14 protein-coding genes are annotated in these 14129 nt (G+C 62.5%); 1 reads left to right on the top strand and 13 read right to left on the bottom strand.

Annotated features, from left to right (window positions below):
* The first annotated feature begins 12 nt into the window (after positions 1–12).
* On the top strand, positions 13–1293 hold the full coding sequence (locus FE781_RS17685; protein ID WP_246067964.1) for an RluA family pseudouridine synthase: 1281 nt from the start codon (positions 13–15) through the stop codon (positions 1291–1293).
* A gap of 124 nt (positions 1294–1417) precedes the next feature.
* Here FE781_RS17685 and FE781_RS00160 read toward each other — a convergent pair whose 3' ends face one another.
* The 13 genes from FE781_RS00160 to FE781_RS00100 form a co-directional block, all read right to left on the bottom strand.
* Positions 1418–2182, bottom strand: coding sequence for a class I SAM-dependent DNA methyltransferase (locus FE781_RS00160; RefSeq protein WP_138787610.1), 765 nt, complete (start codon positions 2180–2182; stop codon positions 1418–1420).
* A 20-nt stretch (positions 2183–2202) separates the two neighbouring features.
* A complete protein-coding gene (locus FE781_RS00155) occupies positions 2203–3303 on the bottom strand; it encodes a rhamnogalacturonan acetylesterase (RefSeq protein ID WP_138787609.1) in 1101 nt (366 codons plus the stop codon).
* Between the two features lie 213 nt (positions 3304–3516).
* Positions 3517–4422: a CvfB family protein gene (locus FE781_RS00150; RefSeq protein ID WP_138787608.1), complete on the bottom strand. Its 906-nt coding sequence runs from the start codon at positions 4420–4422 to the stop codon at positions 3517–3519.
* On the bottom strand, positions 4419–4766 hold the full coding sequence (rsfS, locus tag FE781_RS00145; protein ID WP_138787607.1) for a ribosome silencing factor: 348 nt from the start codon (positions 4764–4766) through the stop codon (positions 4419–4421). Before rsfS ends, FE781_RS00150 begins: the two co-directional genes overlap by 4 nt.
* Before the next feature lies 1 nt (position 4767).
* The gene (yqeK, locus tag FE781_RS00140; RefSeq protein WP_138787606.1) at positions 4768–5337 is read right to left on the bottom strand and encodes a bis(5'-nucleosyl)-tetraphosphatase (symmetrical) YqeK; all 570 of its coding nucleotides are present in this window, start codon (positions 5335–5337) and stop codon (positions 4768–4770) included.
* On the bottom strand, positions 5327–5914 hold the full coding sequence (locus FE781_RS00135) for a nicotinate-nucleotide adenylyltransferase (protein WP_138787605.1): 588 nt from the start codon (positions 5912–5914) through the stop codon (positions 5327–5329). The genes yqeK and FE781_RS00135 overlap by 11 nt, the downstream gene beginning before the upstream one ends.
* 36 nt (positions 5915–5950) lie before the next feature.
* Positions 5951–6247 carry a ribosome assembly RNA-binding protein YhbY gene (gene yhbY / locus FE781_RS00130; RefSeq protein WP_138787604.1) on the bottom strand — a complete coding sequence of 99 codons (297 nt, stop codon included), beginning with the start codon at positions 6245–6247 and terminating at the stop codon, positions 5951–5953.
* Between the two features lie 22 nt (positions 6248–6269).
* Positions 6270–7133: a shikimate dehydrogenase gene (gene aroE / locus FE781_RS00125; protein WP_246067963.1), complete on the bottom strand. Its 864-nt coding sequence runs from the start codon at positions 7131–7133 to the stop codon at positions 6270–6272.
* Between the two features lie 49 nt (positions 7134–7182).
* Positions 7183–8316 (bottom strand): ribosome biogenesis GTPase YqeH, encoded by a 1134-nt coding sequence (gene yqeH, locus FE781_RS00120; RefSeq protein ID WP_138787603.1) that lies wholly within the window; start codon positions 8314–8316, stop codon positions 7183–7185.
* Entirely contained in the window at positions 8313–8837 is a 525-nt protein-coding gene (locus FE781_RS00115; RefSeq protein WP_138787602.1) for a YqeG family HAD IIIA-type phosphatase, read from the bottom strand. Before FE781_RS00115 ends, yqeH begins: the two co-directional genes overlap by 4 nt.
* Before the next feature lie 758 nt (positions 8838–9595).
* A complete protein-coding gene (locus FE781_RS00110; RefSeq protein ID WP_138787601.1) occupies positions 9596–11830 on the bottom strand; it encodes a transglutaminase TgpA family protein in 2235 nt (744 codons plus the stop codon).
* Complete coding sequence (locus FE781_RS00105) at positions 11827–13107, bottom strand: DUF58 domain-containing protein (RefSeq protein WP_138787600.1); 1281 nt, start codon at positions 13105–13107, stop codon at positions 11827–11829. Before FE781_RS00105 ends, FE781_RS00110 begins: the two co-directional genes overlap by 4 nt.
* Positions 13108–13110: 3 nt before the next feature.
* On the bottom strand, positions 13111–14070 hold the full coding sequence (locus FE781_RS00100; RefSeq protein WP_138787599.1) for an AAA family ATPase: 960 nt from the start codon (positions 14068–14070) through the stop codon (positions 13111–13113).
* Between the last annotated feature and the right edge of the window lie 59 nt (positions 14071–14129).

The following is a 14129-nucleotide window of genomic DNA, read 5'->3' as shown; positions in this document are numbered from 1 at the left end:
GGATGTTTGACCATGCCGAAAGGAAAACGAAATACCGCCCGTACGCCATCGTCCGGGAGCAAATCCGGGGGCGGCCCCGGCAATCCGAATCGCCGGGGAGGAGGGGCCGCGGGACGCGGCGGTCCCGGAGCCGGACGGCGTCATGACGCGGGAGGCGCTGCATTCGGCCAAGCGGGCCGGGGACGGCCGGGCGGCTCCGGCCGCAAGGGACGGGGCGAAGAGGCCGCCCGCGGCGGCCGCGCCGGACATGCTTCGGCGGGCATCCCGGAGACGGCCCCGGCCCGCCGTGGGACGCCCGGCCGGACGGGACAGCGGCTCGGCCGGGCGGACCGGAGCGCCGCGCTTCCGGTATTCCGCGAGCCGGGCAGACGTGTCGGCGAGTGGTACGAGCTGAAGCTTCCCCCGGCGGTGGCGGCCTTGCCGCCGGATCAGGCGCTTGAGCGGCTGCCGCTGCCGCCGAAGCTCGCCGACCGCCTGCTCTACGAAGGCGGAGTGGCGCGGAAGGGCTCCCAGCTCCGTCTCAAGCTGTTCCCGATGCGGGAGCCGGACTTTCCGGACGATCTGCTCGATCCGTTCACCGTCCTGTACGAGGATGACTTCTCACTTGTCGTCATGAAGCCCGCCGGCGTCGAAGTGCATCCGAGCGTGCAAGGTCAGCGCAAGACGCTGGTACACGCCGTAGCCGCCTACTACCGGCTGACGAACCAGTTCTGTCTCGTCAGGCAGGCGCACCGGCTGGACAAGGACACAACCGGGCCCGTCCTGTTCGCCAAAAACGATCTCGCGCAGCACGTCTTCGACAAAGGCATGCGCGAGAAGCGAATCGAGCGGGTTTATCTCGCCCTTGCGGAAGGCGAAGTCGAGCTCGACCGCGGCACGATCGACATGCCGATCGGCCAAGACCGCCACCATTCCACGCGCCGGATCGTCAGCCCGACCGGGGACCCCGCGGTTACGCATTATCAGGTCGTCGAGCGGTTCCCCGGCTACACGCTGCTCCGGCTTTGGCTGGAGACCGGCCGAACACACCAGATCCGCGTCCATTTGTCCGCGATCGGCCATCCGATCGCCGGTGACGGCATGTACGGCGGCAAGCGGCGGCTTATTTCCCGGCAGGCGCTGCACGGCGAGAAGCTCGTCTGGTTCCACCCCTGGACCGGCGAGCGCATGAGCGTTCGCGCCCCGCTGCCGGACGACTTCAAGCGGGCGCTCGACCGGCTGCGGCACGATCCGGCCTTCGGGGAAGAAGCGGCGGGCGCCGGTTCGCACGGCGACGAGGCCGGGGACGACTGAAGCGCAATCGCCTTTTCCCCGGCCTATTACCGTCACTCCCCTTGCACCCGCCCCGCCTCTGAAAACCGAAGCCGCCCGCGGACTTCGCAGTCCGACTGGGCGGCTTCTTCTATGCTCTCGCTATTTATTTCACCGCGGCGAAAAATGCCCGCTGCGTCTCCCGTCCCGGGGCGCGCCAGCGGAAGTCCGCGGCCTGTTCGATGCGGCCGAAGCCGGCGTCGCGCAGCATCCGCTCCAGCTTGTCCAGAGGGTACGCCCGTTGGACGTGCACCTCCTCAATCCGGTCGAACCGCCCGTCGTCGCCTGCCAGGAAGATCGTCAGCGCATGTTCGATCTGGCAGCGGCCGATATCCAGCTCGCACGTCCAGATATAAGCCGCGTCGGGTTCGTTCAGCGTAAACGGCTGCTCGTCCGCGTACCGCTCCAGCAGCGCGGGCGTATGCACGTCGAACAGGAACGCTCCGCCCGGCCGAAGCGCGTCGTAGACGGCCCGGAACGTCTTGGCGAGATCTTCTTCCTCCGTCAAATAGTTCAGGCAGTCGCAAAACGAAAACGCCGCGTCCACCTGCTCCGGCAGCGCCAGCTCGCGCATGTCCTGCTGCAGCCAGACGATCTCCGCAGCGGCGGAACCGCCCGACCGGCGCATCTCGGCTTCCTTGTCCGACGCGATCGCCAGCATATGCTCGGACAAATCTATGCCATAGACGCGAATGCCCGACTGGGCCAGCGGAATCGCGAGACTGCCCGTGCCGCAGCCGAGGTCGGCCAACACCCGCGGCTTCTCCATGCCAAGCCGATCCCAGGCCTCGGCTAAAAACGCCAGCCACTCCGGATACGGCATGTCCTCCATCAGACGGTCGTACGCCGCGGCAAATCGTTCGTATGCCATTCCCGCTTCCCTACTCTCGTTTATCTCAGATACAAAGACAACGGCAGCAAATTCAATTCGCGGATGCCCTCCGCGACCAGCCCGGCCATCCGCATGCCGCCGGTTTCGTTAAAATGCGTGTTGTCCGCCGCCCCGTCCGGGAAATCCGGAAATTCCCCCGGATAGCTCCACATAAACAGCGATTTGCTGCCCTCGTCGCCCCATTCTTCGATCACCTTGCGCGACTTGGCGGCGAGGTCGATCAGCGGCACGCCCTGCTCGGCGGCAAGCTCCCGCACGGCCGTAAGGTACTCCCCGTGGGAATCCTTGAGATTCCCGGCCTCGTCGAACAAACGGCGCTCCACCGGCGTAATCAGCACCGGAATCGCCTCCCGCGCCCTGGCCGCGTCGACATACCGCCGCAAATACTCCTTGTACGTCGTCCGCGGATCGGTATGGCGTTCTTCATCGGACTTCTGGTCGTTGTGGCCGAACTGGACAAACAAAAAATCCCTTGGCTTGATTTTCCCGACGATGGCATCCAGACGCCCTTCGCCGATAAAGCTCTTCGAGCTGCGGCCCGACTTGGCGTGATTGGCCACCGCCGCATCGGTCTTGAAGAAGGCCGGCAGCATCTGCCCCCAGCCCGCGTACGGGAAAACCTCCTGATCCGTCACCGTCGAGTCGCCCGCGAGAAATACCGTTGTCGCCTGCTCCGCGCGTTCGATCTCCACCGCGTTGACACGGGGAGCCTTCCCGGTGAAATGCAGGCGCAGCGATCCGTCATCCACATGCGCCGCGAACGAACGGCGCACGAATTGTCCGGGTGCCGTCTCCAGCAGCGGAAGCGCCATCCGGTTCGGTCCGAACCGCACCGTCGTATACGTCGGAGCGATCTCGTCGCCGATCGTCACGTGGACGTTGTAATTGCCGTCCGGCACATCCACGCGGAAGGTCGCCGGCACCGGTATGCAGAAATCGGAACGCAGCGGGTTGCCCGTCCCCCTGTCCCGGCCGTATACCCGGGAGCCTTCGACAAATCCGAAGCCTGTCTCCGGCGCATAAACGGAATGCTCCGTAACCCGCTCGTACCCGGATGCGACGGAACCCGGCCCGAAATCAAAGCGATAAACGGCTTGCATGCCAATCCCCTCCGCGAAGAAACCCGCGCCGCTCGGCGTGGGTTCGAAATTGGCACCAGTATAACATCCGCATCGGCTTCCCGGCGTTCACAAAACCGGCGGCTTTCGTTCAAATAACCGGGAAATTGTCCGCCAAGTCTGCGCGACGCCAACTTCTCCGGCTCCGCAGCCCTTCCGGAAAACGCCGCCGGCCGTAAAATCCGCAAGCCCGTCTCAGCGTTCCTCCGGCTTGCCTCCGCTCTCCTGCAGGTAAGTCCAGCTTTGCTCCTGCCGGACGAGACCTTCCCTCATCAGCTTCCCGAGCGCCCGCTTGAACGCGGCTTTGCTCATGCCGAATTTTTGCTTGATCAGATCCGGAGGCGTCTCGTCCGAATAAGGCATCGCTCCGTTGGGCCGTTCCCTCAGATACCGGAGAATCGTCTCCGCGTCCGAATCGCGGCTCTCTTCCTTGACCGCGCGCATCGCCAAATTCACCCGGCCGTCCTCGCGCACCTTCACGACCCGCGCTTCCAGCGCTTCACCGAGACGGAGCGGCCTCATCCGCTCCTGCTTATGGATCATGCCGATAGCGCCGAACCCGAGCACCCCGCCCTCGACGACCACGTACGTGGCGTTGGCAAGCGGGTTGTACACCCGGCACGGCATCCACCGGCCGCTCCAGCTTGTCGGCGCGTGGAACGAAAGCTTGTCCAGATCGGGTTCGCGCGCCCGCACCGCAAGCAGACGCCCCTGCTTGTCCCTTGACAGCTTGACGTAGACGCGATCCCCCCGCTGCGGCCGGAACATCTCGGATTCCGGCAGCTCCGACAGCGGAAGAAGCAGTTGTCTGCCCCACCCCATCTCCAGAAAACAGCCGAAACGGGGATGAAAATCGGCGACTTCCAGCGCCTTCACCTCGCCCCACTCGATAAGCGGCTTTTTCGTGGTCGCGGTCAGCCTCTCCTTGCTGTCGTGGAACAAATACGCCGTCAATACGTCTCCGGGCTTATGGCCCCCTCCTCCGGCCGATTCCGCATACGGCAGCAGCACCGAGGATTCCCCGTCCGTCAGGAAATAGCCGAAGGGCGGTTGCTCCCGTTCGACCCAGAGTTGCAGCGGCCTGCCCGTCTGCATCGTCATACGGTCTCCACGATCCGCGCGTCCGACCACAGACGCTCCAGATTGTAATACTCGCGCTCGTCGCGATGGAACACATGCGCCACGACGTCGCCGAGATCCACCAGCACCCAGCGCGCTTTGTCCGCGCCTTCCACGCCTTTCACCCTCACGCCGAAGCTGTCGGCGACTTTGCGGATCTCGGAGACGATCGCCTGCACCTGCGTGTCCGAATTGCCGTGGCAGATGACGAAATAATCGGCGATCAGCGAGATGCCTTTCAGATCCAGCACCGTGATGTTATGCGCTTTTTTGTCGTCGGCCGCTTTGACGACCGCCTGCAGTAAGGTATCCACCGATTGATTCATGCTATCCCTCCAATTCTCCAATCAGCGCGTTTCGGCTCATAACGGTGAGCGGGTATATTTTTTTTCCTTTTTGCAGCAAAAACGATATCGTCGAATCGAACCCCGCGATCAATGCCCGCTCCATGCTGTGGCGGGCGAGCTCCCGCATCTTCTCCACGCCGGGAAAATCGCGGTTCGGCTCGATGTAGTCGGCCAGGCAGACGACTTTGTCGAGAGCCGTCATGCCGACGCGTCCGGACGTATGCCAGCGGATCGCGTCCAGCACCTCTTCGTCGTCGATGCCCAACTCGTGCCGGGCGATCCACGCCCCGACATGGGAATGCAGCAGGGCGTTGTCGTATTCGGGCAAGTCCTGCGGAAGCTCCGGGTTGTCGCGCAAAATCCGCAGTTGCTTGTCGACCGGCCAAAATTTGCAGTAGTCGTGCAGCACAGCGGCAATCTCCGCCTTGCGCGGGTCGGCTCCGAACTGCTCCGCCAACTTGACCGACGTTTCCACGACGCCGAGCGTATGCTGCCAGCGCTTGGCCGGCATTTGCGACCGGGTGCGTTCTATTAATTCGTTAAGATGCATACAGTCCTTGCTCCTTCACGTACAGTCTGACCGCCTCCGGCAGCACGTATCGAAGCGATCGCCCCTGGGCCAGCATCCGGCGAATCTCCGTCGAGGAGACGCCGATCTGCGGCATATCCGCCGGGATGACCGCCCGCGCGATCCACTCCGGCAGTTCGCCCGGATTCCACTCGTATCCCGGACGGCGCAAGCCGATGAACCGGATCTGCTGTGCCAGTTCTCCTATTTTCGCCCAATTCGGCAAATATTGAACCATATCGGCTCCGATAATGTAGTAAAATTCATCCTCCGGATGCCGTTCCTTCAGCAGGCGCACCGTCTCGTACGTATAGGAGGTGCCCCCCTTTTCGATCTCGAGGGGACAGGCGCGGAAATCCGGGTGGCCTTGAATCGCCAGCTCCACCATACGCAGCCGATGCCGGGCGTCCGCTGCGGGCGCCGACCGCTTGTGCGGAGGCACGCAGGTCGGCATAAACCAGACTTCGTCCAGTCCGGCCGACTCCCTGGCGCTTTCGGCGGCCAGCAGATGGCCGATATGCACGGGATCGAACGTCCCTCCCATGATGCCGATTCGCATAGGCATTTCCTCCTCCGGCGCGCGGGTCCGCTCCCGTCACGGCAGTTGGATTTTCCGGTCCTTCTCCTCGCGGGCCTGCTTATACAACACGACGGTTTTGCCGATCGTCTGCACCAGCTCCGCGCCCGTTCCGGAAGCCAGCGCCTCCGACACTTCGAAGCGGTCATCTTCGCAGCTCGTCAATATCGAGATTTTGACCAGCTCGCGGACATCCAGCGCTTCGGATATCGAGCGGAGCTGCGCTTCGTTGACGCCGGCTTTGCCGACCTGAAAGATCGGGTCGAGATGATGGGCAAGCGAGCGCAAATATCTTTTTTGTTTTCCTGTCAGCATCGATGTCGAATCTCCTTCGTTCTCATCCTTGACGCAAAGCCGCTTCCACGGCCTCGCGCATTTCCCGGACCGGGGCGGGCTGCCCCGTCCAATATTCGAAGGCGTACGCCCCTTGGTAAATAAACATGCCGAGACCGCCATGCGTCTTCGCGCCGGCCAATCTGGCTTCGCGGAGAAGCTTCGTCTCCATCGGGTTGTAGATCAGATCGCTCACCGTCAAGCTCGGATGGAACCAGGACGTGTCGATCGGCGTCTCGTCCACGTTCGGGGACATGCCCACCGACGTGTTGTTGACGATCAGATCGACCTCCTGGCGGATCGCGCCGATGCCGTCCAGACCGATCCCGTCCGCTTGCGTGTATTCGCGCAAATATCCGGCCAGTTCCTCCGCCTTCGAGACGGTGCGGTTGGCGATCCAGATGCGGGCCGCGCCTTCCCTGGCCAACGCGTAGCCGACGCCGCGGGCGGCCCCGCCCGCGCCCAGCATCAGAACGCGGCAGCCCCGCAGCGTCAGGCCGGTTTCCTCCTTCAGCGAGCGAACATAACCGATGCCGTCGGTATTAAATCCGATCAGCCGGCCGCCGTCGTTGACGATCGTGTTGACCGCTCCGATGCGGCGCGCGTGTTCGTCAATTTCGTCGAGATAATTCATCACTTCCAGCTTATGCGGGATCGTGACGTTCACGCCCCGGAAGCCGAGCGCCCGGATGCCGCGCACGGCGTCTCCGAGCGTGCCGGGCTTAATATGAAAGGCGGCGTATGCCGCGTTGATGCCTCTGACCTGGAAGGCCCGGTTCAGCATAATCGGCGACTTCGACTGGGCGACCGGATCGCCGAATACGCCGTACATCACCGTTTTGGTGTCCATTTGAAAGGATGCGCTCATCCCGTTTCTCTCTCCCCGAACCTTTGGAATCGTTGCCGGCCGAAGCCAGTCAGATCATCGAGGGACGCAAGACCACTTTAACGCCCTTCGGCGCGTATACGTCGATCATCGCCCCGGTCAAGCCGCTGCATTGAATCCAGCCGAGACCGCTGATGGAGACATCCATCTTGGCTCCCGGCGGGATGCGCAGCGAATGTCTCGCCAGCGGAGGCAGCGACGCCAGTTCCCCGGCATTTGGCGGAGACAGCAGCTCTCCCCGGTGCTTCTCCCAAAACTCGTCGGCGCCGTCGAGCTTCCGGCGGTGAACGTGAATCCCATTGGAGACGTAACACGTAAAGGACTGGTGTTCGCCCTTGACGAAATCGAACCGCGCCAGCGCTCCGAAAAACAACGTCTGTCTCTCGTCCAACTGATAGACCCTCGGTTTGACGAATTTGTCGGGAAGCACCGCTCTCAGCGTCGCGGGCCCGACCATCTCGGTCAGCCGCCACGGGTAGACGATGCCCGGCGTGTCGATCATCGCTCCGCCGTCCTCAAGCGGCACGGAGACGACGTCGAGCGTCGTTCCCGGATACGGGGAGACGGTCAATTCGCCGTCCAGATCGCTGTAATCCGAGATCAGCCGGTTGATCAGCGTCGATTTGCCGACGTTTGTCGCTCCGACGACATAAATATCGCGGCCGTTGCGATGGTTTCTCAGCGCTTCCAGCAGCCGGTCGAAGCCGGCATTGAGTTTGGCGCTCAACAGCACGACTTCCGCCGGCTTCAAGCCGTTTTCCTTGGCGAGCTTGCGAATCCAGTTAACCGTCCGGTTCTGGTTGACGCCCTTCGGCAGCAGATCCGCCTTGTTCACGGCCAGCACAACCGGGTTGTCTCCGACGAACCGGTGCAGGCCGGGAATGACGCTGCCGTCGAAGTCGAACAGATCGACGATGTGCAGCACGGTGCTGCGGGTCGCGCCGATCCCGCTCAAAATGCGCAAAAACTGCGCATCGTCCATCGGCACGGAGACCGCTTCGTTATAATGACGGATGCGGAAGCAGCGCTTGCAGACGATTTTGGCGTCCTTCCCCTTGCCGCCCCCGGCTCCCGGAGGGACATAACCCGCGCGGGACGGATCTTCCGACTGCAGCTCGACGCCGCATCCCGAACATTTCAATCTGTGTCTGATGGCTTCTGTCATTTCCGTTCCTCCCATAACGCAATCCCCCGGCGCTTCATCCATCGGACGGCGACCCTCTCCAGCGTCCGGTTGACGCGGGTCAGGAAGCCCTCGTCCTTCGGCGAGACCGGGAGAACCATAATCGTGTGCAGACCCATCCGGTTGCCTCCGAGCACGTCGGTCAGCATCTGATCGCCGATGACGACGGCTTGCCGGCTGGACAGGCCCATCAGGCTGAGCGCCTTGCGAAACGATTTGTTCATCGGCTTGCGGGCCGCCGGAATAAACGGCAGTTGGAGAGGCGCAGCGAACACCGACACGCGCGAACGGTTGTTATTCGAGACGATCACGACCTGAAAGCCCTCTTGCCGCACACGGTCGAGCCATTCCACCAGTTCCGGCGTCGCGACGGGATCGCGGGCGCCCACCAGCGTATTGTCCAAGTCGGTGATGATGCCGCGGATTCCCCGCGACTTTAATTCCTGAAGATCGATATCGTAGATCGTTCGCACGATCTGGTGCGGTCTCAGCTTGTCGAACAACCTGTTCCCCCCGAACATCCCACATTCTACTTACTTGCCACTATATCATACCTGCTCTCGGCGTTGCAAAACGGCTTCTTTGCGATTCGCCCGCCGCGAAATGCTGCTGGTCGAGAACGTTGGACAACCCCTTGCTCCATTGCAGTTGGAGTTGGAGGTCCCGCTGTTCCATCCCGGTTAGAGCGGAGAGCCGCCTCTGTTCCATCGCGATTGGAGCCGGACAACCTCTGTTGTTCCATTCCAGTTGAAGCTGGACAATCGCCGCTGCTCCATTCCTGTTGAAGTTGGAGAACCGTCGCTGTTCATCCAGGTTGAGGCTTGCCATCCTCGCCCAGCCCTCGCCGCCCTTCGCCCAAATGCATTTATACACTCCAATTGCCCCAATTTTCACCGATTCGCCCAGCCAAGTGCAAATATACACTTAAAATCGGCAAAAACAGCCCAAACCCGGCGAACAGCACCGACTGGAGTGTATATTTGCATTTCGCGCTGGCTCCCGAGCCAATAAAGCGGCGGTTGAAGTGTACTTTTGCCTTTCGCGCCGCCGGACGAAGGCCCGGTTTGAACAGCGGCCTGCCCAAGCTCTGCCGAACCAAACCCGATCGGCCCTCGCGGACTGTCAAGCCTGTGCCGAACCGCGAGATGGGCAAGATTGCTGCCCGGCTCGCCCCCGATCGACCATCGCAGCCGACCAAGCCTGCTCCGACTCGGCCGCAAAAACAAGGGAGCTGTCCAGACGGAACAGCTCCCCATTCGCTTCAGACCATTTCCCGCAGCTTGGCAATACGCGTTATCGCGTTGACGGCGTCCTGCTCGCTGATCTCGCCGCGCCCGTATTTGGCGCGCTCGAACGCGTCCGACACCTGGGCCAGATCCTCCGCGATCCATTTATTCGCGGCGCTCCAGCGGCCGACCGTCTCGCGAACCGTCTCGTGCTCGCCGCGATCGTAGCCCTTGCGCCGCATGTATTTCAGCAGCCGTTCGAACTCGCGCACAACCCGCTGATTGCGGTTCAGCGCGCGCCCTTTGCCGAACGGCAGCCAGTCGGCCCGCTTCCGTGCAAAAATCAGCAAGGCCGCGATAACGGCGGCGGCAACCGACACGCCCACGATGCCGAACGCGATCCAGCCGCCGCGCCGATCTCCGGATTCACTCTCCGCCGCTTCGACGGTTTCGGGCACGTCGATATTTTCGGGCACCGTCACTTCGCCGATCTCGCCCGCCGGCACTACGACCGGCAGCGAAAAGCCCGGCGTCGGCTCAAACGGAATCCACCCGATGCCTTCGAAGTAAACCTCGACCCACGAATGCGCATGCGAGTTGCGCACCGTATATTCGCCTTCGCCGCTGGCGAGCTGCCCGATGGCTTCCGCAGGCACGCCGGCCGGGCCGAATTCCTCGTCGAAGGCGTAATCGCCGGGCGCATAGCCTTTCACCCAGCGCGCCGGAATGTCGATTGCACGCGCAAGCACGACCATCGCGGTGGAGAAATAATCGCAGTACCCTTCCCGGATCTCGAACAGAAACCGGTGAACGAAATCATCGTTCCGGCCTTTGGACGTATCCGGTTTGTTCGTATACGTGAATTCCGTGTTCAGGTATTTCTCCAGCACTTTGACCTTGTCGTAGGCGGTCGGAGCATCCTTGGTCAGCTCCCGCGCCAGCGTGCGCGTCCGGTTCGTCACGCTCGGCGGGAGCTGCAGGTAATCCCTCATCGCCTCCCGGTTCGACACCGTCAACGGAGCCTGGCGCAAAATTTCTTCGTTCAGAACGGGCACCTGCGAGACGACCGTATACGTCTCCGGATAATTGCGCGAGCTGGCGGGGTTGATCCGCAGCTCGCGCAGCCTCGGCGACCACTGCAGCGGAAGCGTGCCGCTTTTGACATCCCCGAAGGCGGTGATCTGCTTGATATAGCTCGCGCCGAACAGCACCGGGAAGCGCTCGTCCTTGCGCAGCATCGTGAACGTCTGGGTGACCTCCACCGTCTCCAGCTTCGACACGGGCGGCTCGTTCGTCTGGGGCAGCGCCCCGAGTCCGAAGCGGGCATTCACGACGGCCGATTTCTCCGCGTTTGTCTGCTCCCAGCCGCTTCCCGTGTAGTTGGAGCGGGTCTCGCCCCGCCAATACGAACGGTGTGACGTCATCACGGTAAACACGGGCGAGAAGTCGAACTCGAACGATCCGCCGAGTCCGGAGTCGTCGCGGCTATAGCCCGAAGACGAGTCCCCTGTCGTCAGATCGATGTTGAACGCCTCGCCTTTGCCGCCGGTGACGACCGGCTTTCCCTGCCAATTCATGTACATCGTATACGGATCGGTCAAGACCGGCCTGACCTCGGGAGCGAACGCCCCGAGCGCAAGCGCGCCCGTGATCGTCAGCAGCACCGTGGTCATCAGCGCGCCCGGATATTCGGCCAGATACGTCCAGCTCTCCGGGTTCCTCTCCTTCAGCCTCGCGAAATGATGGATCACCAGCAGGAACAAACCGCAGCCGATCAGAATCAAGGTCTGGTCCCACAGGTAAATCATGCTGAACGAGTCCCGGATGCCCATCGCCACGACGCCGGCCACGAGCAGCGCGACGATCCGCCAGCGGATGCCGACCCACCACAGCGTATAGAGGAACACGACCCAAGTTCCGGCTCCGAACCAGAAATACGGCAGAAGCTCGGCGAAAGCGTCCTTGCACCAAGCCCAGAGGCCCCCGAGACCGGGGGCCGCAAGCTTGGGCCATGACGCGTCCGCGACGGCCGCGTTGGCCGCCACGACCAACGCAAGCTGCGCCAGGCGCCGCAACAGCCAGTGTGCCCGGACCAGCAGCATCTCCAGCGCGATCGAGCCGAACAGCGCGATCTTCATCAGCAGCAGCGTCTCCGGCAGCAGCAAGCCCTCTTCCTCCTGCATCCAGGAGAGAAACGGGTACAAAAACAAGCCGGTGATCAACGCGGTCCAACGCTGGGGCCATCGATCCGAAAACAGCCTCCTGATCATCTCGCCCGACCTCCCAACGCCGCCGACAATTCGTCCAATTCGGAGAGAACGTAATGCGGAATGCCCTCGCCGCGCATCAGCCGCCGCCAGGACTCCGTCTGCGCGCCGTCCCGGTTCTGGTCGATGCCGATGTGGTGCGGATTGAATTGGCGTTCCTTCAGCCAGCGCAGCGCCTCGTATGCTGATTCCGAGCCGATCGGCCCGACGACCGCCACAAGGCTGCCCTGCGGCCACGATTTGCACCATTCCCGAAGCAGCCCGGGAAGCGGATGCTTCCCGTCCGCCTCCACTCCGGTGAGATGCTCCCAGATCGCGCCCGAGACTCCTGCAAGCTTGCGCGGTTCAAAATATAGCGGCGAAGAGCCGGCGGACAGCAGGCCGATCGCCAGATCCCGCCGGCTGGCGAACTGCAGCAGGGAAGCCGTGACGGACACAGCCAGCTCGAACGGCTCGTCCCCCCGGTAAGCCGCGGCCTGCCGGTCCAGCACCAGAATGGTGCGCGGCAGCGCCTCCCGTTCGAACTCCTTGGACTTCCACGTGCCCGTCTTGGCCGTGGCGTTCCAGTGGACGCGGGACAGGCGGTCGCCGTATATATATTCGCGCACCCCGTTGATCTGCGTCGTCTCGCGAACCGATTGGGCGGTCGCCGATTGGTGGTGCGTCCCCCGGTAGGCCCGGTTCAGTTGGGGCCAATCGCTGATCGACGTCGTCTTGGGCAGCACGGAGAATCTCCGGGCGTCCCTCAACGTTCCTTTATGTTCAAACAAACCGAATATATCCTCGGTCGAGCAGTCGAGCTCCTCCAGCGTATAGACGCCCCGCTTCAGCGGAGGTGTCCGGTATGCGGCGGAGCCCTGGCGCTTCCAATCCAAAATCACGGACATCTCGAACGACATTTCCTTGCCGCCCTTGCGGACGATCCGGTCCCGGACCAGCACGTAAGGAATCGGCCAGATGCCGGGCACTTTGATATCGACCTGCACCTGCATCGACTGTCCGGCCTCAAGGACGAGCTCCCCGGAGCCCCCCGCTTCGCGTCCGCTGCCCGAAGCGCTGGCGTTCATCAGCCGCCGCCCTCCGGTCACGCGTTTGATTCCGCTCCATCTGCCCAACAACAAATAGGCACACAATACGGCCACCGTCATGAATACGGTCATCGACAGCTTGCCGCCCTGAAACAGCACAAAGCCGAGGCTGGCGACAAACAGGAAGCTCAGTCCCCATACCCGCTTCGAGACGACCGGCTCCCGACGGACTTGTCCCCTGACTTCCCGCATCGGTTATTTCTCCAGGCGGATCGGCACGCGTATTCCCTGGAGCAATTGCTCCAGCACGCTCTCCGCCGTCTGTCCGTCGAGTCTTGCGTCGGTCTGCAGCAGCAAGCGGTGGGACAGCACGTACGGGGTTAAGTATTTGATATCGTCGGGGATGACGTAATCGCGGCCGCGTAACAGCGCCAGCGACTTGCTCGCGGCGAGCAGGCCCAGCGTCGCCCTCGGGCTGGCGCCCAGAGCCAGAGAGCGATGCCTTCTCGTCTCCTGCACGATCGTCACGAGATAATCGGACACCGCTTCGTCGATATGCACTTGGCGGACGGCCTGCTGAAGCGCCAGCAGCCCTTCGATGTCCATGACCGGGGCCAGGCGCTCGACGGGATGCTGTTCCGCCTGATCGCGGAGCATTTGCTTTTCCGTCTCGTGATCGGGATAACCGAGCCGCAGCTTCATCAGGAAGCGGTCCAGTTGAGCCTCCGGCAGCGGATAGGTGCCTTCGAAGTCGATCGGGTTCTGCGTGGCGATAAGAAGAAAAGGAGAAGGCAGCGGGTAGTTCTCGCCGTCGGCCGATATGGAGCGCTCCTCCATCGCCTCCAGCAGCGCGGACTGCGTTTTGGTCGTGGCGCGGTTGATCTCGTCGACGAGCAGCAGATTCGTCATCACGGGGCCGGGACGGAATACGAACGATTCCTGCTTCGGGTGGTATATGCTGACGCCGGTAATATCGGTCGGCAACAAATCGGGATTGCATTGAATGCGTCTGAATTGTCCGTTCACGGATTTGGCAAGCGCCTTGACCAGCACGGTTTTGCCGGTTCCGGGCACATCTTCGAGCAGGACGTGGCCTCCTGATAACAGAGCCGTCAGCAATAACTCAATCTCGCTGCTTTTTCCCAGGATGCAAGATTCGAGATTCGTCTTCAAACGTCCAGCCGCCCATACGGCTTCCTGTGCGACAGCGTCCATTCGTACGGCTCCTCCTTTGTCTCTCCCGAAGGGGGAGTGCGGTGATGCTGTAGATTCCT

This window comes from Paenibacillus thermoaerophilus, from assembly GCF_005938195.1.
Lineage (GTDB): Bacteria > Bacillota > Bacilli > Paenibacillales > Reconciliibacillaceae > Paenibacillus_W > Paenibacillus_W thermoaerophilus.
The sequence above is the reverse complement of the archived record's forward strand: the minus strand, read 5'-3'. Positions and strand labels throughout refer to the sequence as shown.

Excerpts from the sequence above, each read along its gene's own strand:
- yqeK (WP_138787606.1), bottom strand. The coding sequence starts at position 5,337 with ATGCATCTTAACGAATTAATAGAACGCACCCGGTCGCAAATGCCGGCC.
- aroE (WP_246067963.1), bottom strand. The coding sequence starts at position 7,133 with ATGAGCGCATCCTTTCAAATGGACACCAAAACGGTGATGTACGGCGTA.
- yhbY (WP_138787604.1), bottom strand. The coding sequence starts at position 6,247 with ATGCTGACAGGAAAACAAAAAAGATATTTGCGCTCGCTTGCCCATCAT.
- FE781_RS00100 (WP_138787599.1), bottom strand. The coding sequence starts at position 14,070 with ATGGACGCTGTCGCACAGGAAGCCGTATGGGCGGCTGGACGTTTGAAG.
- yqeH (WP_138787603.1), bottom strand. The coding sequence starts at position 8,316 with ATGACAGAAGCCATCAGACACAGATTGAAATGTTCGGGATGCGGCGTC.
- FE781_RS00105 (WP_138787600.1), bottom strand. The coding sequence starts at position 13,107 with ATGCGGGAAGTCAGGGGACAAGTCCGTCGGGAGCCGGTCGTCTCGAAG.
- rsfS (WP_138787607.1), bottom strand. The coding sequence starts at position 4,766 with ATGAATCAATCGGTGGATACCTTACTGCAGGCGGTCGTCAAAGCGGCC.
- FE781_RS00160 (WP_138787610.1), bottom strand. The coding sequence starts at position 2,182 with ATGGCATACGAACGATTTGCCGCGGCGTACGACCGTCTGATGGAGGAC.
- FE781_RS00110 (WP_138787601.1), bottom strand. The coding sequence starts at position 11,830 with ATGATCAGGAGGCTGTTTTCGGATCGATGGCCCCAGCGTTGGACCGCG.
- FE781_RS00135 (WP_138787605.1), bottom strand. The coding sequence starts at position 5,914 with ATGCGAATCGGCATCATGGGAGGGACGTTCGATCCCGTGCATATCGGC.
- FE781_RS00155 (WP_138787609.1), bottom strand. The coding sequence starts at position 3,303 with ATGCAAGCCGTTTATCGCTTTGATTTCGGGCCGGGTTCCGTCGCATCC.
- FE781_RS00150 (WP_138787608.1), bottom strand. The coding sequence starts at position 4,422 with ATGACGATGCAGACGGGCAGGCCGCTGCAACTCTGGGTCGAACGGGAG.
- FE781_RS17685 (WP_246067964.1), top strand. The coding sequence starts at position 13 with ATGCCGAAAGGAAAACGAAATACCGCCCGTACGCCATCGTCCGGGAGC.